This window comes from Plesiomonas shigelloides, assembly GCF_900087055.1.
In the GTDB taxonomy this organism is placed as follows: domain Bacteria; phylum Pseudomonadota; class Gammaproteobacteria; order Enterobacterales; family CAMTGL01; genus Plesiomonas; species Plesiomonas shigelloides.
The window spans coordinates 1,194,105-1,209,703 of sequence record NZ_LT575468.1 but is presented as its reverse complement, the minus strand read 5'-3'; the positions used below and the strand labels follow the sequence as shown (position 1 = coordinate 1,209,703).

At 51.7% G+C, this 15,599-nt stretch carries 10 protein-coding genes; 3 read left to right on the top strand and 7 right to left on the bottom strand.

Going from position 1 to position 15,599, the window contains the following annotated elements; all coding sequences use genetic code 11:
* Position 1 precedes the first annotated feature (1 nt).
* Positions 2–703 carry a 16S rRNA pseudouridine(516) synthase RsuA gene (gene rsuA / locus NCTC9997_RS05235; RefSeq protein WP_010861991.1) on the bottom strand — a complete coding sequence of 234 codons (702 nt, stop codon included), beginning with the start codon at positions 701–703 and terminating at the stop codon, positions 2–4.
* Positions 704–975: 272 nt separating this feature from the next.
* On the opposite strand from rsuA, the gene NCTC9997_RS05230 reads away from it, so the two are divergent.
* Both NCTC9997_RS05230 and NCTC9997_RS05225 read left to right on the top strand, forming a co-directional pair.
* Entirely contained in the window at positions 976–2,316 is a 1,341-nt protein-coding gene (locus NCTC9997_RS05230) for an anti-phage deoxyguanosine triphosphatase (protein WP_064977503.1), read from the top strand.
* Positions 2,317–2,603: 287 nt separating this feature from the next.
* Positions 2,604–4,295: a SulP family inorganic anion transporter gene (locus NCTC9997_RS05225; RefSeq protein ID WP_064977502.1), complete on the top strand. Its 1,692-nt coding sequence runs from the start codon at positions 2,604–2,606 to the stop codon at positions 4,293–4,295.
* A gap of 159 nt (positions 4,296–4,454) precedes the next feature.
* On the opposite strand, the gene oppF is transcribed toward NCTC9997_RS05225, so the two are convergent.
* The 6 genes from oppF to NCTC9997_RS05195 form a co-directional block, all read right to left on the bottom strand.
* Positions 4,455–5,492: a murein tripeptide/oligopeptide ABC transporter ATP binding protein OppF gene (gene oppF, locus NCTC9997_RS05220; protein WP_064978442.1), complete on the bottom strand. Its 1,038-nt coding sequence runs from the start codon at positions 5,490–5,492 to the stop codon at positions 4,455–4,457.
* Between the two features lie 35 nt (positions 5,493–5,527).
* Positions 5,528–6,493 (bottom strand): ABC transporter ATP-binding protein, encoded by a 966-nt coding sequence (oppD, locus tag NCTC9997_RS05215; protein WP_064977501.1) that lies wholly within the window; start codon positions 6,491–6,493, stop codon positions 5,528–5,530.
* A gap of 15 nt (positions 6,494–6,508) precedes the next feature.
* Positions 6,509–7,417 carry an oligopeptide ABC transporter permease OppC gene (gene oppC, locus NCTC9997_RS05210; RefSeq protein ID WP_010861996.1) on the bottom strand — a complete coding sequence of 303 codons (909 nt, stop codon included), beginning with the start codon at positions 7,415–7,417 and terminating at the stop codon, positions 6,509–6,511.
* Between the two features lie 12 nt (positions 7,418–7,429).
* A complete protein-coding gene (oppB, locus tag NCTC9997_RS05205) occupies positions 7,430–8,350 on the bottom strand; it encodes an oligopeptide ABC transporter permease OppB (RefSeq protein WP_039046153.1) in 921 nt (306 codons plus the stop codon).
* 162 nt (positions 8,351–8,512) lie between these two features.
* Positions 8,513–10,174: an ABC transporter substrate-binding protein gene (locus NCTC9997_RS05200; protein ID WP_082935584.1), complete on the bottom strand. Its 1,662-nt coding sequence runs from the start codon at positions 10,172–10,174 to the stop codon at positions 8,513–8,515.
* Positions 10,175–11,035: 861 nt separating this feature from the next.
* Entirely contained in the window at positions 11,036–11,689 is a 654-nt protein-coding gene (locus NCTC9997_RS05195; protein ID WP_255698542.1) for a YchE family NAAT transporter, read from the bottom strand.
* Positions 11,690–12,362: 673 nt separating this feature from the next.
* Here NCTC9997_RS05195 and adhE point away from each other — a divergent pair.
* A complete protein-coding gene (adhE, locus tag NCTC9997_RS05190; protein WP_064977499.1) occupies positions 12,363–15,026 on the top strand; it encodes a bifunctional acetaldehyde-CoA/alcohol dehydrogenase in 2,664 nt (887 codons plus the stop codon).
* The last annotated feature ends 573 nt before the right edge of the window (positions 15,027–15,599 follow it).

Below are 15,599 nucleotides of genomic sequence, written 5' to 3'. Positions count from 1 at the left end.
ATTATTCCAGACCGACAGAGGCAATCTCTTGTGCGGTCAGCGGACGGTACTCGCCTTCTTCCAGATCGGCATCCAGTACAATTCCGCCAATACGTTCGCGGTGCAGCTCCACCACTTTATTTCCGGTAGCGGCAAACATCCGCTTCACTTGATGGTATTTACCTTCGGTGATGGTCAGGCGTGCATGGTGCTCATCGAGCAACTCCAGCACCGCTGGGCGCGTCAGCTCTGGCTCATTGCGCAGTTGTACACCGGCAGCAAACTGCTCGATCACTTCAGGCGCAACAGGATCGGCCAAGGTCACCAAATAGGTTTTCGCGCAGTGATGGCGCGGTGATGTGATGCGGTGCGACCACTGGCCATCATCGGTCAGCAGCACCAGACCGGTGGTATCAATGTCTAGACGACCGGCAGGATGCAGCTTGTGTACTGCGGGTTCATCGACCAAAAACAGCACGGTTGGATGATCCGGGTCTTCAGTGGAGCAGACATAGCCTTGCGGCTTGTGCAGCATGAAATAACGCGGGCCGGTCTGCTGTTGCAAAGGATGACCGTTATACTCCACCGCATCGTCCGGCTGCAATTTCAGTGCGCTGTTTTTCACCACCTCACCGTTTACTGTTACCGTTCCGCGCCGAATTTCGCGCCCTGCAATTGAACGGGTCATATCCGTTTGTTCGGTAAGAAATTTATCCAGTCGCATGTGATATCTCTGAAATTGCCTGTCGAATGAGGAGCGTTATTATAAGCGCACACTCGCTAATCCCCCAGCGTTAGTTGCGCCTTATCACGGCTTTTAGCAACGTACTCATCCGGTTGCAGTATTGGCTTCAATACAATCAGCTGCGACGCCCCATCTCTGCATACCAAACCCATCATGAAGACGAACATCAGCGAACATCGGCGATAAAGTTGACAGACAGCAATGAATTGATTCTGATAAGAAAGCGTATTCCACTAAGAACAGGCTGCGAGATGACTTCGGACACAACCGCCTTATGGCAAGCCCGTTACGGCGAAGAGAACAAAGTCCGCCGCGACGACCATCGCTCCCCCTACCAACGTGACCGTGCGCGTATCTTGCACTCGGCCGCGTTTCGTCGCCTGCAAGCCAAAACGCAGGTACTCGGCGCTGGGATGAATGACTTCTACCGCACGCGGCTGACACATTCGTTAGAGGTGGCGCAAATTGGTACTGGGATCGTCGCACAGCTCAAGCGCAAATATCCGCAGCAAAAAGCCCTGCTCGCCCCTGACAGCTTAATGGAGTGCCTGTGTCTGGCGCACGATATTGGCCATCCGCCGTTCGGGCATGGCGGTGAAGTGGCGCTCAATTACATGATGCGCGATCACGGCGGCTTTGAAGGCAACGCGCAAACTTTTCGGATTGTCACCCGCTTAGAGCCGTACACTGAATCGCACGGCATGAATCTGGCGCGCCGCACGCTGCTGGGCTTGCTGAAATACCCGGCGCTGTTAAGCCAAACCCGCGCCACACTGCAACCGCCTGCCGTCAGTGATTTTCGTCATCTGAAAGCCAGCCAATGGAAACCGGCTAAAGGCGTGTACGATCAAGATCAGCGACTGTTTCATTGGGTGTTGGAGCCGCTAACCGCCGATGATCGCCGCCATCTGGCCACCATGCGTGAGCCGCGCAGCAACGCCAGTGAACCGCTCAAAACGCGCTTTAAATCTCTGGATTGCTCCCTGATGGAGCTGGCCGATGATATCGCCTACGGCATTCACGATCTGGAAGATGCCATCGTGATGGGGATTGTCACTCGCGCCCAGTGGGAATCGGCACATCAAGCCCTGAGTGCCGTTGACGACGCCTGGTTCCAAGAAAATATGCCGTCAATCACCGAAAAATTGTTCTGTGGCGAGCACCATAAACGCAAAGATGCGATTGGCGCGCTGGTTAACGCCCTGATCACCGGCATCACCTTGCAGCATGAGCCGCTATTTAGTGAACCGCTACTGGCGTGGAATGCCCAGCTACCGGCACCGCTGCAACAGGTAATTTCGATTCTGGTGCGCTTTGTGAACGACTTTGTGGTGCGCAAAACGGAAGTGCAAATGCTGGAATACCGCGGCCAACAGCTAATTATGGAATTGTTTGACGCTTTCAGCGCCGATCCCGAGCGTTTATTACCACCAGGAACGCGTCAACGCTGGCAACAAAGTCGCGCCGAAGGTCACTCTGGGCTGCGGGTGATCACCGATTATATCTCCGGTATGACCGATGGCTTTGCCCAGCGCACCTACATTCAACTCTTTACGCCGGCCAGTACGCTCAGTTTTGATCCACATAACTGAATTCACTGAACGCAAAACTCAATACAGAAGAGCGCGCAGTAATTAATTTAAATTCAGTTACATAACCATAGAAAATACCGGCGCGACTTAACTGGTCAGTCGCGCCGGTCGCTCTATAATGAGCAATTCGACGCACAATCTATAGTGAATCACAGTCACTCGCCGAACGCTTTAACCAACCGTGATAGCGCTGTTTCGCGAGTCCTGACCGGATAGTCTTAACCAGACTATTGTGAAATATACCGCTGTGAAATATACCGTTTTCCATTTGGAGCCCTAAGCCTGCCATGCCACCAGCCATCGCCCCTCGTCTCTTTTTACAATCCTTTCGCCACTGGAAATTCAGCTGGCTATGGGGAGATGTTGTCGCTGGGGTATCAGTCGCGGCCATTGCCCTCCCGGCCCAAATGGCTACCGCCCATCTGGCGGGCATGCCGCCGCTCACCGGCATCTACGCGTTTATTGCCGCCGCTATCGGTTTTGCCATTTTAGGCGCGAACCGCTATCTGTCTGGCGGCGCTGACTCCACTATCGCGCCGATTTTTGCCTCTGGCCTGTCACTGATGGCCGTAGCCGGTACGCCGGAATACGCGCATCTGGCGGGGTTGCTGTCGATTTTGGTCGGGCTGATATTGATCACCACCTACATCTTTCGCCTTGGCTGGCTGGCCGATTTGCTCTCGTATCCGGTCACCATCGGTTTTCTGGCCGGAATTTCGGTACACATTATTGTTGGTCAGTTACCGCAGATTTTTGAGATCCCAACCCCACACGGACACCTACTGCGCCAACTCGCGATGGTGCTGTGGCAGCTACCGCACGCCAACCTCATTTCCACCCTGATTGGCTTTAGCCTCTATCTGCTAACCGCCATTGTTGGCCGACGCAATCCACGCCTACCGGCGGCACTGTTTGGTCTGCTGCTGATCATGTTGCTCAATGCGGTATTCGATCTGCCCAAATATGGCGTGACCGTACTGAGCGCCGTCGATACCCAGCGGCCCGATTTTGCCTTCTGGAGTCTACCGTGGCAGTCAGTCATGCACCTATTCCCACTGGCGCTGCTGGTGGCCTTAGTGTGCATCATGCAAACCGCCGCCGTGGCACGCACCACGCAAGATAAAGAAGCGCCGGTGAGCCAAGATTTTGCCGGCATCGGGCTGGGCTGTATTTTGTCCGGTATCGCCGGGACCTTTACTACCAACGCCAGTCCGGCGCGCTCAGTGATCACCCAAAACTCCGGTGGCCGTTCTCAGTTAGCGGCGCTGGTGGCAGCCGGATTGTTGGCGCTGATCGTGCTTAACGCACGCACGATTTTGCCGCTGATCCCACATGCCGCATTGGCTGGGGTGTTGATGTATGTCGGGCAAAGCATCCTGAAAATCAGCGAAATTCGGCGCATCTTCCAGCAAAGCCGCGAAGAGTTTTATCTGTGTATCGCCACCTTAGTGATGATTTTGCTGCTGCGCATTGAAGTGGGCGTGATGCTGGGCGTGATCTTGTCGCTGCTGCACGGGGTGTTTGTCACCGCTCGCCCCAACAATGCCGAGTTTATGCGCATCAAAGGCACTTCTATCTGGTGGCATCAAGACAATAAACACGAGATGGAAACCCTGCCTAACGTGCTGGTCTACCATTTTGCCGCACCGCTCAACTTCACCAATGCTGACTTTTTTAGCAATCAGCTGTGGCAGCGCATCGCGCAGAAAAAAGGAGTGCGGCTGCTGGTGATCGAATGCAGTGGGATTCTAGATATTGACCTCACCGCCGCCGATAAACTGAAAACCCTGATTGGTGAGCTACACCGCCAGCACATCACGGTGTGTATCGCTCGTTTGGAAGCCATGCGCGCCCGAGAAGCACTGTGGCAAACCGGTGTAATGACCGTGCTACCGGAAGATAACGTGTTTTACAGCGTGCAAAACGCCATTGATGCGCGCGCACCCAGCGCGGCCACTACGCTCAATCGTGAAATCTAAATGCAAACAATTCATTAAGGAAGAAAGAAAAAGCTGAAACAACGCGCAGTATCTGAGCCTTACCTAAGCAAAAGCCATCCACAGAGGGATGGCTTTTTCGTGTAGTGTTTTATGTAGTGTTTTAGCTTGTGGATTTTCGCTTATGCTGCGCGCTTTACATCACAGCGGATCGGCGCGCAAACAAGATACCGCGTGGCGGAAACTGCCTTCCAGCAGCGGCTTGGTCTGCGCACACTCAGGGCCAGCCAACGGACAGCGAGTACGGAACACGCAGCCAGATGGCGGGTTGATTGGCGATGGCAAATCCCCTTCCAGCAGCTGGATCTGCTTGTTGCGCTCTTTGTCTGGATCAGGGATCGGCACCGCCGACATCAGGGCGCGCGTATAAGGATGCAGCGGATTGTGATACACCTCATCATAGGTGCCAAGCTCCACCGCATTGCCCAGATACATCACCAACACCCGATCGGAGATATGTTTCACCACCGACAAATCGTGCGCGATAAAAATCAGCGACAGCCCCATCTCACGCTGCAATGATTTGAGCAAGTTCACTACTTGCGCCTGAATCGACACATCCAGTGCCGACACCGGCTCATCGCAGATGATCAGTTTTGGCTCAAGGATCAACGCCCGCGCGATCCCGATCCGCTGACACTGACCGCCGGAAAACTCGTGCGGATAACGGTTCACCAAGTTCGGCAGCAGACCCACTTTCATCATCATCGCTTTGACTTTGTCGCGCACTTCCTGCCGACTCAGCTGCGGATAGAAAGTGATCAGCGGCTCAGCGATAATATCGCCGATGGTCATTCGCGGGTTCAGCGATGCCAGCGGATCTTGGAAAATCATCTGGATCTCTTTGCGCTTATCACGCATCTGCGCATCACTCAGGCGCGTCAACTCCTGCCCTAACCACACCACATTACCGGCAGTGGCTTTCACCAACCCGATAATGGCGCGAGCAAAGGTCGACTTACCGCAACCCGACTCCCCCACCACGCCCAGCGTTTCCCCTTCGTACAAACGCAAGGTCACGCCATCTACCGCTTTGAGTTTTTTCGCTGGCTCCCAGAACCAGGCTTTCTCATCTTTAATATCAAAGTGCACTTTCAGATCTGACACTTCCAGCAGCACTTTCTTGTCCGCCAGTTTATCGGTATGTCGATCTGCTTTGGCGGCTACGCCAGTAGCCATCACATCAGAACCGGCAGCGGTTACGTCATTCATCATCATGCCTTCTCCCAGTTCCAATGACAGGCGCGTTCACGCCCTTCACCAAATGACATCAATGCCGGACTTTGCTGACGGCAAATATCGCTCACTTTCAGGCAGCGCTCCTGAAACGGACAGCCCTGCGGCAAACGCAGCAAGTTCGGTGGATTACCTGGGATGGTGGCCAACTCGCTGCCACTGCTATCTAAGCGCGGCACCGCATCCAGCAGACCAATCGAATACGGGTGGCTTGGGCGGTAGAAAATATCGCGCGCCATGCCATATTCCATGGTACGACCGGCATACATCACCAACACCTTGTCACAGATCCCCGCCACCACACCCAGATCGTGGGTGATCATGATAATGGCGGTATTGAACTCGCGTTTCAGCTCGTTCAGCAGCTCCATAATCTGCGCTTGTACCGTCACATCCAACGCAGTAGTTGGTTCATCGGCAATCAACAATTTTGGACGACACAGCAGCGCCATGGCGATCATCACCCGCTGGCGCATCCCACCCGAAAACTCATGCGGATACATGCGCATGCGCTTACGCGCCTCCGGCATCTTCACCGCATCCAGCATCTTCACCGATTGCTCAAACGCCTCATTGCGGCTGGCGCCCTTGTGCAGCATCAGCACTTCCATCAACTGCTCGCCCACCCGCATATACGGGTTCAGCGAGGTCATCGGGTCTTGGAAGATCATGGCAATCTCTTCGGCGCGCAGACGATTAAGCTGCGATTCCGGCAGATTCAGGATCTCGTTACCCATAAATTTGGCCGAGCCACCAATGGTGCCGTTTTTAGCCAGCAAGCCCATGATGGCAAACGCGGTTTGCGATTTACCTGAGCCGGACTCGCCAACAATGCCCAGCGTCTCACCCGCGCTCAAGGAAAAGTTCAGATCGTTAACCGCCGTCACATCACCATCTGGCGTAGAGAAGGTGACCCGCAGATCTTCGACATCCAACAACTTCATACGGTACTCCCTGACTTAACGATCTTTCGGATCGAGGGCATCACGCAGCCCATCACCGATAAAGTTGAAACAAAACAGCGTAATAATCAGAAAACAGGCGGGGATCAGCAGCTGCCATACCGCCACTTCCATGGTGGTGGCACCGCTTTGCAACAACGCGCCCCAACTGGTCATCGGCTCTTGAACTCCCAGTCCTAAGAAGCTCAGGAAGGATTCAAACAAGATCATGCCCGGCACCAGCAACGACGCATAAATCACCACCACGCCGAGCACGTTCGGCACAATATGGCGCATCACGATATTGCGTGACGACACCCCGCACACCAACGCCGCTTCAATAAATTCTTTACGCTTGAGGCTCAAGGTCTGGCCACGCACGATCCGCGCCACATCCAGCCATGACACCATGCCGATTGCCACGAAGATCAAGAAGATGTTGCGGCCGAACAAGGTCACCAGCAAGATCACGAAGAACATGAATGGGAAGGCGTTCAGAATTTCTAACACCCGCATCATCAGTGAGTCGACACGTCCGCCCAGATAGCCGGAGGTCGCGCCATACAGGGTGCCAAACAGCACCGCCACCAGCGCACCGGCCAGCCCCACCATCAGGGAAATTCGCCCCCCCAACGCAGTACGGACAAACAGATCGCGGCCGAGCGAGTCAGTTCCGAAATAGTGATTTCCCTCCAGCGCAGGCGCGACGCTCATGGCACTCCAATCAGTCTCATCAAACGCAAACGGCGACAAAGACGGCCCGAACAGCACATACAAGGTAATCAACGACAAAATCATCAAGCTGATCATCGCCGCGCGGTTACTTTTAAAGCGGCGGAACGCATCCTGCCACAGACTGCGGCCTTCAATATCCAGCTGACCGGCGAATTGCTCCACTGCGGCGGCATTTTTTTTCGTCATCATCATAAAACACCCCGATTAATAGCGGATTTTCGGATCGATGAAGGCATACAGGATGTCTACGATCGCGTTAAACAAGATAGTCAGGGTACCAACCAAAATGGTCAGACTAAGCACCATCGAGTAATCACGGTTCAGGGCACCGTTCACGAACAAACGGCCAATCCCCGGCAGACCGAAAATAGTTTCAATCACAATCGAACCGGTAATGATGCCGACGAATGCGGGGCCTAAATAGGAAATGACCGGCAACATCGCGGGCTTGAGTGCATGACGCAGCACAATACGGCGCAGCGGTAAGCCCTTGGCACGCGCGGTACGGATGAAGTTAGAGTGCAGTACTTCAATCATCGAGCCGCGGGTGATCCGCGCAATACTGGCAGTATAGGCAATCGCCAACGCTGAAACCGGCAGTACCATATTGATCAGGCTACCGTCATTCCAGCCCCCGGCCGGTAACAGTTTCAGCCCCAACGAGAACAGCAACACCAGCAGCGGCGCAATCACAAAACTCGGGATCACCACACCGGTCATGGCAAACCCCATCACCGTATAATCGAGCACCGTATTTTGCTTTAACGCGGCAATCACGCCTGCCGTTACCCCCAAAATCAGCGCCAAGATAAAGGCGTAAATCCCGATCTCGAGCGATACCGGAAAGGCTTGCGACACCAGATCATTAACGGAAAAATCTTTGTACTTGAACGATGGGCCAAAATCCCCCTGTGCCAACTGACCGAGATAACGGAAATACTGACTGTATAACGGCTCATTCAGGTGGTATTTAGCTTCGATATTGGCCAGAACTTCCGGCGGCAGGCTGCGTTCACCGGTAAACGGACTTCCCGGTGCCAAACGCATCATAAAAAACGAAACGGTGATCAGAACCAGCAGCGTTGGAATGGCTTCCAAAAGCCGGCGAAAAATAAACTTCAACATTGCGCACATCCTCCCTGTCACACGGCGTAAACGCTGTTTATGGTTATGTAGAGAGCACTAACGCGCTCCCTGCGTTTACGTGTGGTTTTCTTGTGCCTGTAACCCAGACGCTGATTGCCAAGCCGCTCCCGGCAAAAGAGCGGCTGGCATCAGCACATAGGTTTAGTGCTGTTTGATATAGAGATCTTTACTGTAAATCTCATCCTGCGGGTTGTTACCGCTATAACCGCCCACATACGGCTTCACCAAACGGGTGCTAACGTAGTGGTACAGCGGGATCAACGGCGCATCGGTATCGGCAATCGCCTCAGCAGCTTGATACAGCGCAGCGCGCTCCGCATCCGTTGCCGCTTCCAGCGTCTTCACCATGGTGCTATCAAACTCGGCACTCTTGTACTTCATGTCATTGTTGCTGCTCTTCGACAGCAAAATGTTCAGGAAGGCGGTCGGGTCGTTATAGTCGGCACACCAGCCTGCACGAGTCACGTCATAGTTACCCAAGCGGCGGTTATCCAAGAAGGTTTTCCACTCTTGGTTTTCCAGTGCGACATCCACGCCCAGATTTTTCTTCCACATTGAAGTGATGGCCACGGCCACTTTCTTGTGGTTTTCGGAGGTGTTGTACAGCAGAGTAAATTTCAGCGGCTTGCTCTTATCAAAGCCCGCTTCAGTCAGCAATTTCGCAGCTTCCTGATTACGCTGATCTTGTGTCCAGTTTGCCCACTCAGGGTTTTTACCGTCAAAACCGTTGGTGATTTCTGGGGTAAACATATAGGCAGGGATCTGGCCTTGGCCCATCACCTGCTTGGCGATCACGTCACGATCCACCGCCAGTGACAGCGCTTTACGCACACGCACATCATCAAATGGCGCTTTGGCCGTATTCACGCCGTAATAGTAAGAGCACAGATACGGGTCAACATGCACTTCTTGTGGGATATCGGCCTGCAGCTTCTTGAACATCTCAATTGGCAGCGAGTTGTAGGTCATATCCACTTCGCCAGCACGATAACGGTTCACATCCGTTTCATCATTCACTGGCAAATAAGTCACCTGATCGATAGTGACGTTAGCGTTATCCCAATACTGCGGGTTACGTTCCAGTACGATACGCTCGTTCACGACCCAATCTTTCAGCTTATAGGCACCGTTGCTGACATAGTTGGCTGGGGAAGTCCACTTATCACCAAACTGCTCAACTACCGCTTTGTTCACAGGCTTAGTGGAGGTGTGCGACAACATCTTCACAAAATAAGGCACCGGCTTCGACAGCACCACTTCCAAGGTGTACGGATCCAGTGCTTTCACGCCCAGCGTTTCTGGCGGTTTTTTACCATTGATAACGTCACTGACGTTCTCAATCTGAGCATATTCGAGATAAGAGGCGTACGGAGAACCGGTTTTTGGATCAACCAGACGGCGCCAGCTAAACACAAAGTCATCCGCCGTCACAGGCTGGCCGTTAGACCACTTAGCATCTTTACGCAGGTGGAACACCCAACGTTTGAAGCCTTCGTTTTCCCAGCTTTCTGCTACACCAGGGATCACCTGACCGTTACCGTCCAGATTCACGATCCCTTCTTGCAGATCACGGATGATGTTAGATTCCGGCACCCCTTCCACTTTGTGTGGATCCAAAGAGGCTGGCTCATCACCGTTACCACGTACCAGCGTCTGAGTCGCCGCCAGCACATCACCATTTTTGGTCTTGGCATTCGGGTCGACTTTGGCTGGTGTCGCTTTATCGGTTTTGTTTGCGTCAGCAGCTGCACTGGCCGGTGCGCTGGATGAAGAGGAGTTGTTATCACAACCGGTAAGGCCCATTGTCACGCCGGCAAGCATTGCAATGGTAACTGCCAGTTTTTTCTTGTTATAAGTCATTCTTAATCTCCGCTATTAATTTAAGGTGTTCACTATCCGGTGAAACCTGAGTAAGTGCATGATTTAAGTCATGTTCTTACTTTTCCCCGAGCAAGCCCTGTCTGTCATTTTCAGTACCTTTACGGGAATCGGCGAACGGCCGAAACCATCGCTGATTTGCGCACCGATTATGTATCATCCTGTTAGCACAATTCACCAGAAAAAATAACCTTTTCTGTGCGGTAGCTTTTATCTACATATGTAACCGATATTTTACACACCAGAAACACATTAGCACCGTGAATTATGCGAACAGTTTACTAATCAATTGGTTAGTGAAATATCCTGCAGGTCTGGCCAGACCTTGCGTCTATTTTATAACCAATTATCAGAACAATATTACATCAATCGCGCATATAACACTCATATCAGCTATTTAACCGGAGCACAATAGCCGATTACCGATAAGACAAAATTTAGTCTGAACGCAGAAAAAAACGCCAACGTTGATCAGGCCCAAATCCGGTTTAGGCATTAGCCGCATACAGCAGAAAAAAGAGGGAAAATCGCCGGTTCAGCGCAAAAGCCAAGCCAAATAACGCAGAAGGACAAAAAGCGCGATGTAAGAAGCAAGAAACAAAACAACAACACAGACCTACAGACTAAACCAGCGCACGCTCAACCACCACGCTCCCGCGTTTGGTACCCCAGATACAAAAACGGCAGTGAAAGACTTCACTGCCGTTTTATTTATGCTACCCGCTAGGCTATAGAACTTAAGCGAGGAGGCGCAAGGAATCGCAACTCAAAGACGTACGCTCGCAATTACGCTAGCCCTGGGAACAAGGCGCGAATACCGGTCACAATAAATTCAATCCCAAGCGCCATCAGCATCAAGCCCATAATACGGGTGATGACGTTAATACCGGTCTGCCCCAGCAGACGGACAATATACGGCGCGGCGCGGAAAATCGCCCAACACATCAGGGCAAACAGCGCGATCGCCACACTCAGACCCAGCATGTTGTACCACTGGTTATAGCGCGTACCCCATACAATGGTGGAGCTGATCGCACCCGGACCGGCCATCAATGGCAGCGCCAACGGCACAACGCCCACGTTATCGCGCAGCGCTGACTCTGATTTTTCCTGGTTGTTCTGCTTATCTTCACCCAGCTTACCGCTGATCATCGACATCGCGATGGTGATCACCAGAAAACCACCGGCAATACGGAACGATTCCAAGGAAATACCGAAGATCTGCAAGATCCCCTGCCCCAGAAACAACGCCACCCACAAAATCACCGCCACTGACACCGTTGCCGTCAGGTTGGTTTTATTACGCAGCACCTCACTTTGGTGACTGGTCAGGCTGATAAACGCCGGCAAGATCCCGACTGGGTTTACCAAAGCGAATAACCCAATGAAAAACTTAGTAAAAATAGCAACATCAAATAAATGGGCCACGCTTAACTCCAGTAAGCAGACAGACGGAATAAGGAATTGCTCAGCTAATACCTGTAGAAGATATTCTTCCGGCTCTAATTTAATAAAATTACATCACTGAGTCTATGCTGTGTAAGTAGTCTTATTCTCTTAGTTTTCCTTCGGTTATGGTGTTTTATTGCGCACCAACACCATGCATAACGATAGCATTTTTGATACTGTATGTTTACATAATCCACAACACACAGTGCACATTTGAGCATCAAACGACCAAGCTGAAAGGAGTCAGCTGATGAAATTTGTGAATTTAGTCACACAAGTCTGACAAATAAATGCGTATGCTAATGTCGTAAGTTTACGGAAGAACACGGTCAGTGTGGCGAAACTAAATTACAGTTATCCGGTGTTGATCACATTCTGTTTTTGCAGCGCAGCAGCAAGCTAAAACAGCGCATAGCACTCCATCAGGTAAACCTGATCCGATAACGTAAACCTCGCTCTACTGACCGAAAACAGTTTACTAAGCGCGTTACCTCACGGGTGTGATACGGCAAGAGCCATGTAAATTTATCAAGCCCGCATATACTGAAACATTGCTGCAAAAGGGTTGCCTGATACACCGCTGCAATGTGATGGATGTGTAATGGATTGATGCACCACAACCGACCGCTTAATAAAAAGTTTTCACTTTATTCAGGAGATAAACATGGCTGTTACTAACCTTGCTGAACTGGATGCGCTGGTCGCACGTGTGAAAAAGGCGCAACAAGAGTTTGCGAACTTTTCTCAAGAACAAGTTGATACCATCTTCCGCGCTGCTGCTCTGGCAGCGAACAATGCTCGTATTCCTCTGGCGCAAATGGCGGTAGAAGAGTCCGGCATGGGCATCATCGAAGATAAAGTTATCAAGAACCACTTTGCATCCGAGTACATCTACAACAAGTACAAGGACGAAAAAACCTGCGGTATTCTGAGCGAAGACGACGAGTTCGGTACCATCACCATCGCTGAGCCAGTGGGCATCATCTGCGGTATCGTACCAACCACTAACCCAACGTCTACGGCGATCTTCAAATCCCTGATCTCCTTGAAAACCCGTAACGCCATCATCTTCTCTCCGCACCCACGTGCGAAGAACTCCACAAACACCGCCGCTAAGCTGGTATTAGACGCCGCCATTGCTGCTGGCGCGCCAAAAGACATCATCGGCTGGATTGATGAGCCATCTGTTGAACTGTCTAACGCGCTGATGCGTCACGACGACATCAACCTGATCCTGGCCACCGGTGGCCCAGGCATGGTGAAAGCGGCCTACTCTTCTGGTAAGCCTGCTATCGGTGTAGGTGCTGGTAACGTACCTGTTGTTATCGATGAAACTGCCGATGTTAAGCGTGCAGTGGCTTCCGTGCTGATGTCTAAAACCTTCGATAACGGCGTTGTGTGTGCTTCCGAGCAAGCCGTGATCGTAGTTGACTCTGTATATGACCAAGTGAAAGAGCGTTTCGCCTCTCACAAAGGCCATGTGCTGTCAAAAGAAGACGCCGACAAAGTACGTAAAGTTATCCTGATCAACGGTGCGCTGAACGCGAAGATCGTGGGTCAGCCAGCAGTTAAGATCGCTGAAATGGCCGGTGTTACCGTGCCAGCAGATACTAAGATCTTGATCGGTGAAGGCGTGAAAATCTGCGAAGAAGAAGAATTCGCGCACGAAAAACTGTCTCCGCTGCTGGGTATGTTCCGCGCTAAAGACTTCGAAGAAGCCGTGCAGATGGCTTGCCAGATGGTTAACTTGGGCGGTATCGGCCACACCTCTGGTTTGTACACTGACCAAGACCGCAACGCAGACCGCGTGAAGTACTTCGGCGAGCAGATGAAAACTGCCCGTATCCTGATCAACACCCCAACCACTCAAGGTGGTATCGGTGACCTGTACAACTTCGCGATGGCACCGTCTCTGACTCTGGGTTGCGGTTCATGGGGTGGTAACTCCATCTCTGAAAACGTGGGTCCTAAGCACCTGATCAACAAGAAGACAGTCGCAAAACGGGCAGAAAATATGCTGTGGCACAAACTTCCAAAATCTATCTACTTCCGTCGTGGCTCACTGCCAATCGCACTGGGTGATCTGGAAGGTAAAAAACGTGCAATGGTCGTGACTGACCGCTTCCTGTTCAACAACGGCTACGCTGACGAAGTTGTTCGTCTGCTGAAAGGCCTGAAGATGGAAGTGGAAGTGTTCTACGAAGTAGAAGCTGACCCAACGCTGTCTGTTGTACGCAAAGGCGCTGAAATGGCGAACTCCTTTAAGCCTGACGTTATCGTTGCGCTGGGCGGTGGTTCACCAATGGATGCCGCGAAGATCATGTGGGTGATGTACGAGCATCCAAACACTCACTTCGAAGAACTGGCAATGCGCTTCATGGATATCCGTAAGCGTATCTACAAGTTCCCGAAAATGGGCGTGAAAGCTGAACTGGTATGTATCACTACCACTTCCGGTACTGGCTCTGAAGTGACTCCATTTGCGGTAGTAACTGATGACCGTACTGGCGTGAAATACCCACTGGCTGACTACGAGCTGACACCAAACATGGCGATTGTTGATGCCAACTTGGTGATGAACATGCCTAAGTCTCTGTGTGCGTTCGGTGGTGTTGATGCCGTAACTCACGCCATGGAAGCTTACGTGTCCGTTCTGGCGAACGAATACTCTGACGGCCAAGCACTGCAAGCGCTGAAGCTGCTGAAAGAATACCTGCCAGCAAGCTACAAACTGGGTGCGCAAGATCCAGTTGCTCGTGAGAAAGTGCACAACGCTGCCACCATCGCCGGTATCGCGTTTGCGAACGCCTTCCTGGGTGTGTGTCACTCCATGGCGCACAAGCTGGGTGCTGAGTTCCACATTCCACACGGCTTGGCGAACGCCCTGCTGATCAGCAACGTCATTCGCTACAACGCGAACGACAACCCAACCAAGCAAACTGCGTTCTCTCAGTACGACCGTCCGCAAGCACGTCGTCGTTACGCAGAAGTGGCTGACCACTTGGGTCTGACTGCTGCCGGTGACCGCACTGCCGCTAAGATTGAGAAACTGCTGCACTGGTTGGATAGCCTGAAAGCTGAGCTGGGTATCCCTGCTTCTATCCGCGATGCCGGTGTTAACGAAGCTGACTTCCTGGCTAAAGTGGATGCGCTGGCAGTTGAAGCCTTCGATGACCAGTGTACTGGTGCGAACCCTCGCTACCCACTGATCAGCGAACTGAAGCAAGTTCTGCTGGATTCTTACTACGGTCGTCCATACGTTGAGCAAACCGCTCAAGTTGAAGCGCCAGTAAAAGCGAAAGCTGAGAAAGCGGCGAAAGCGAAGTAAGACTCAGTCATAGACATAGCGAGTCGTCATTCTGACCGGCTTTGCTACTCTCAACTAAGCTCCCTACGGGGAGCTTTTTTATTGCTGCGACGTTTAGGTAAAAATCAGGTAAAAAAAATGGCAACCTTGCGGTTGCCATGTAGGGCTTCACGTTATCAGACTCAACTCAGGGGGAGGATCGCTGTTATTATTATAGTTCTGGAAGAATATCTACCAGAGGTCTATCTTTTCAGAGGCTTATCTTTTTATCGCATTTCTTATCTTCGCAACATCTATTTGCTACTTATACTTTTACGTTCGTAGCGCTCTTGTCATCACTAAGATGGCATCATGCAGGTGCTGCTTCATGACCTATTCATCTTGAATATCAACAGTTAACTATCAATCTTCAACATCAATAACGCCACGTAACAAGCTTTCCGGTTATGGTGTCTTTGCACCTTTATTCTCAGAACTGCATGTTTGTAGGGCAGAGCAATGTTACTTATTTTTTTAAGGTGTCTTTCAGACTTTTTTATTTACATCACGTGTAAATTTAGTGGCTTACGCCGCACAACATAAAGCGATTACCGC

Excerpts from the sequence above, each read along its gene's own strand:
- rsuA (WP_010861991.1), bottom strand. The coding sequence starts at position 703 with ATGCGACTGGATAAATTTCTTACCGAACAAACGGATATGACCCGTTCA.
- NCTC9997_RS05230 (WP_064977503.1), top strand. The coding sequence starts at position 976 with ATGACTTCGGACACAACCGCCTTATGGCAAGCCCGTTACGGCGAAGAG.
- NCTC9997_RS05225 (WP_064977502.1), top strand. The coding sequence starts at position 2,604 with ATGCCACCAGCCATCGCCCCTCGTCTCTTTTTACAATCCTTTCGCCAC.
- oppF (WP_064978442.1), bottom strand. The coding sequence starts at position 5,492 with ATGGCTACTGGCGTAGCCGCCAAAGCAGATCGACATACCGATAAACTG.
- oppD (WP_064977501.1), bottom strand. The coding sequence starts at position 6,493 with ATGAAGTTGTTGGATGTCGAAGATCTGCGGGTCACCTTCTCTACGCCA.
- oppC (WP_010861996.1), bottom strand. The coding sequence starts at position 7,417 with ATGATGATGACGAAAAAAAATGCCGCCGCAGTGGAGCAATTCGCCGGT.
- oppB (WP_039046153.1), bottom strand. The coding sequence starts at position 8,350 with ATGTTGAAGTTTATTTTTCGCCGGCTTTTGGAAGCCATTCCAACGCTG.
- NCTC9997_RS05200 (WP_082935584.1), bottom strand. The coding sequence starts at position 10,174 with ATGGGCCTTACCGGTTGTGATAACAACTCCTCTTCATCCAGCGCACCG.
- adhE (WP_064977499.1), top strand. The coding sequence starts at position 12,363 with ATGGCTGTTACTAACCTTGCTGAACTGGATGCGCTGGTCGCACGTGTG.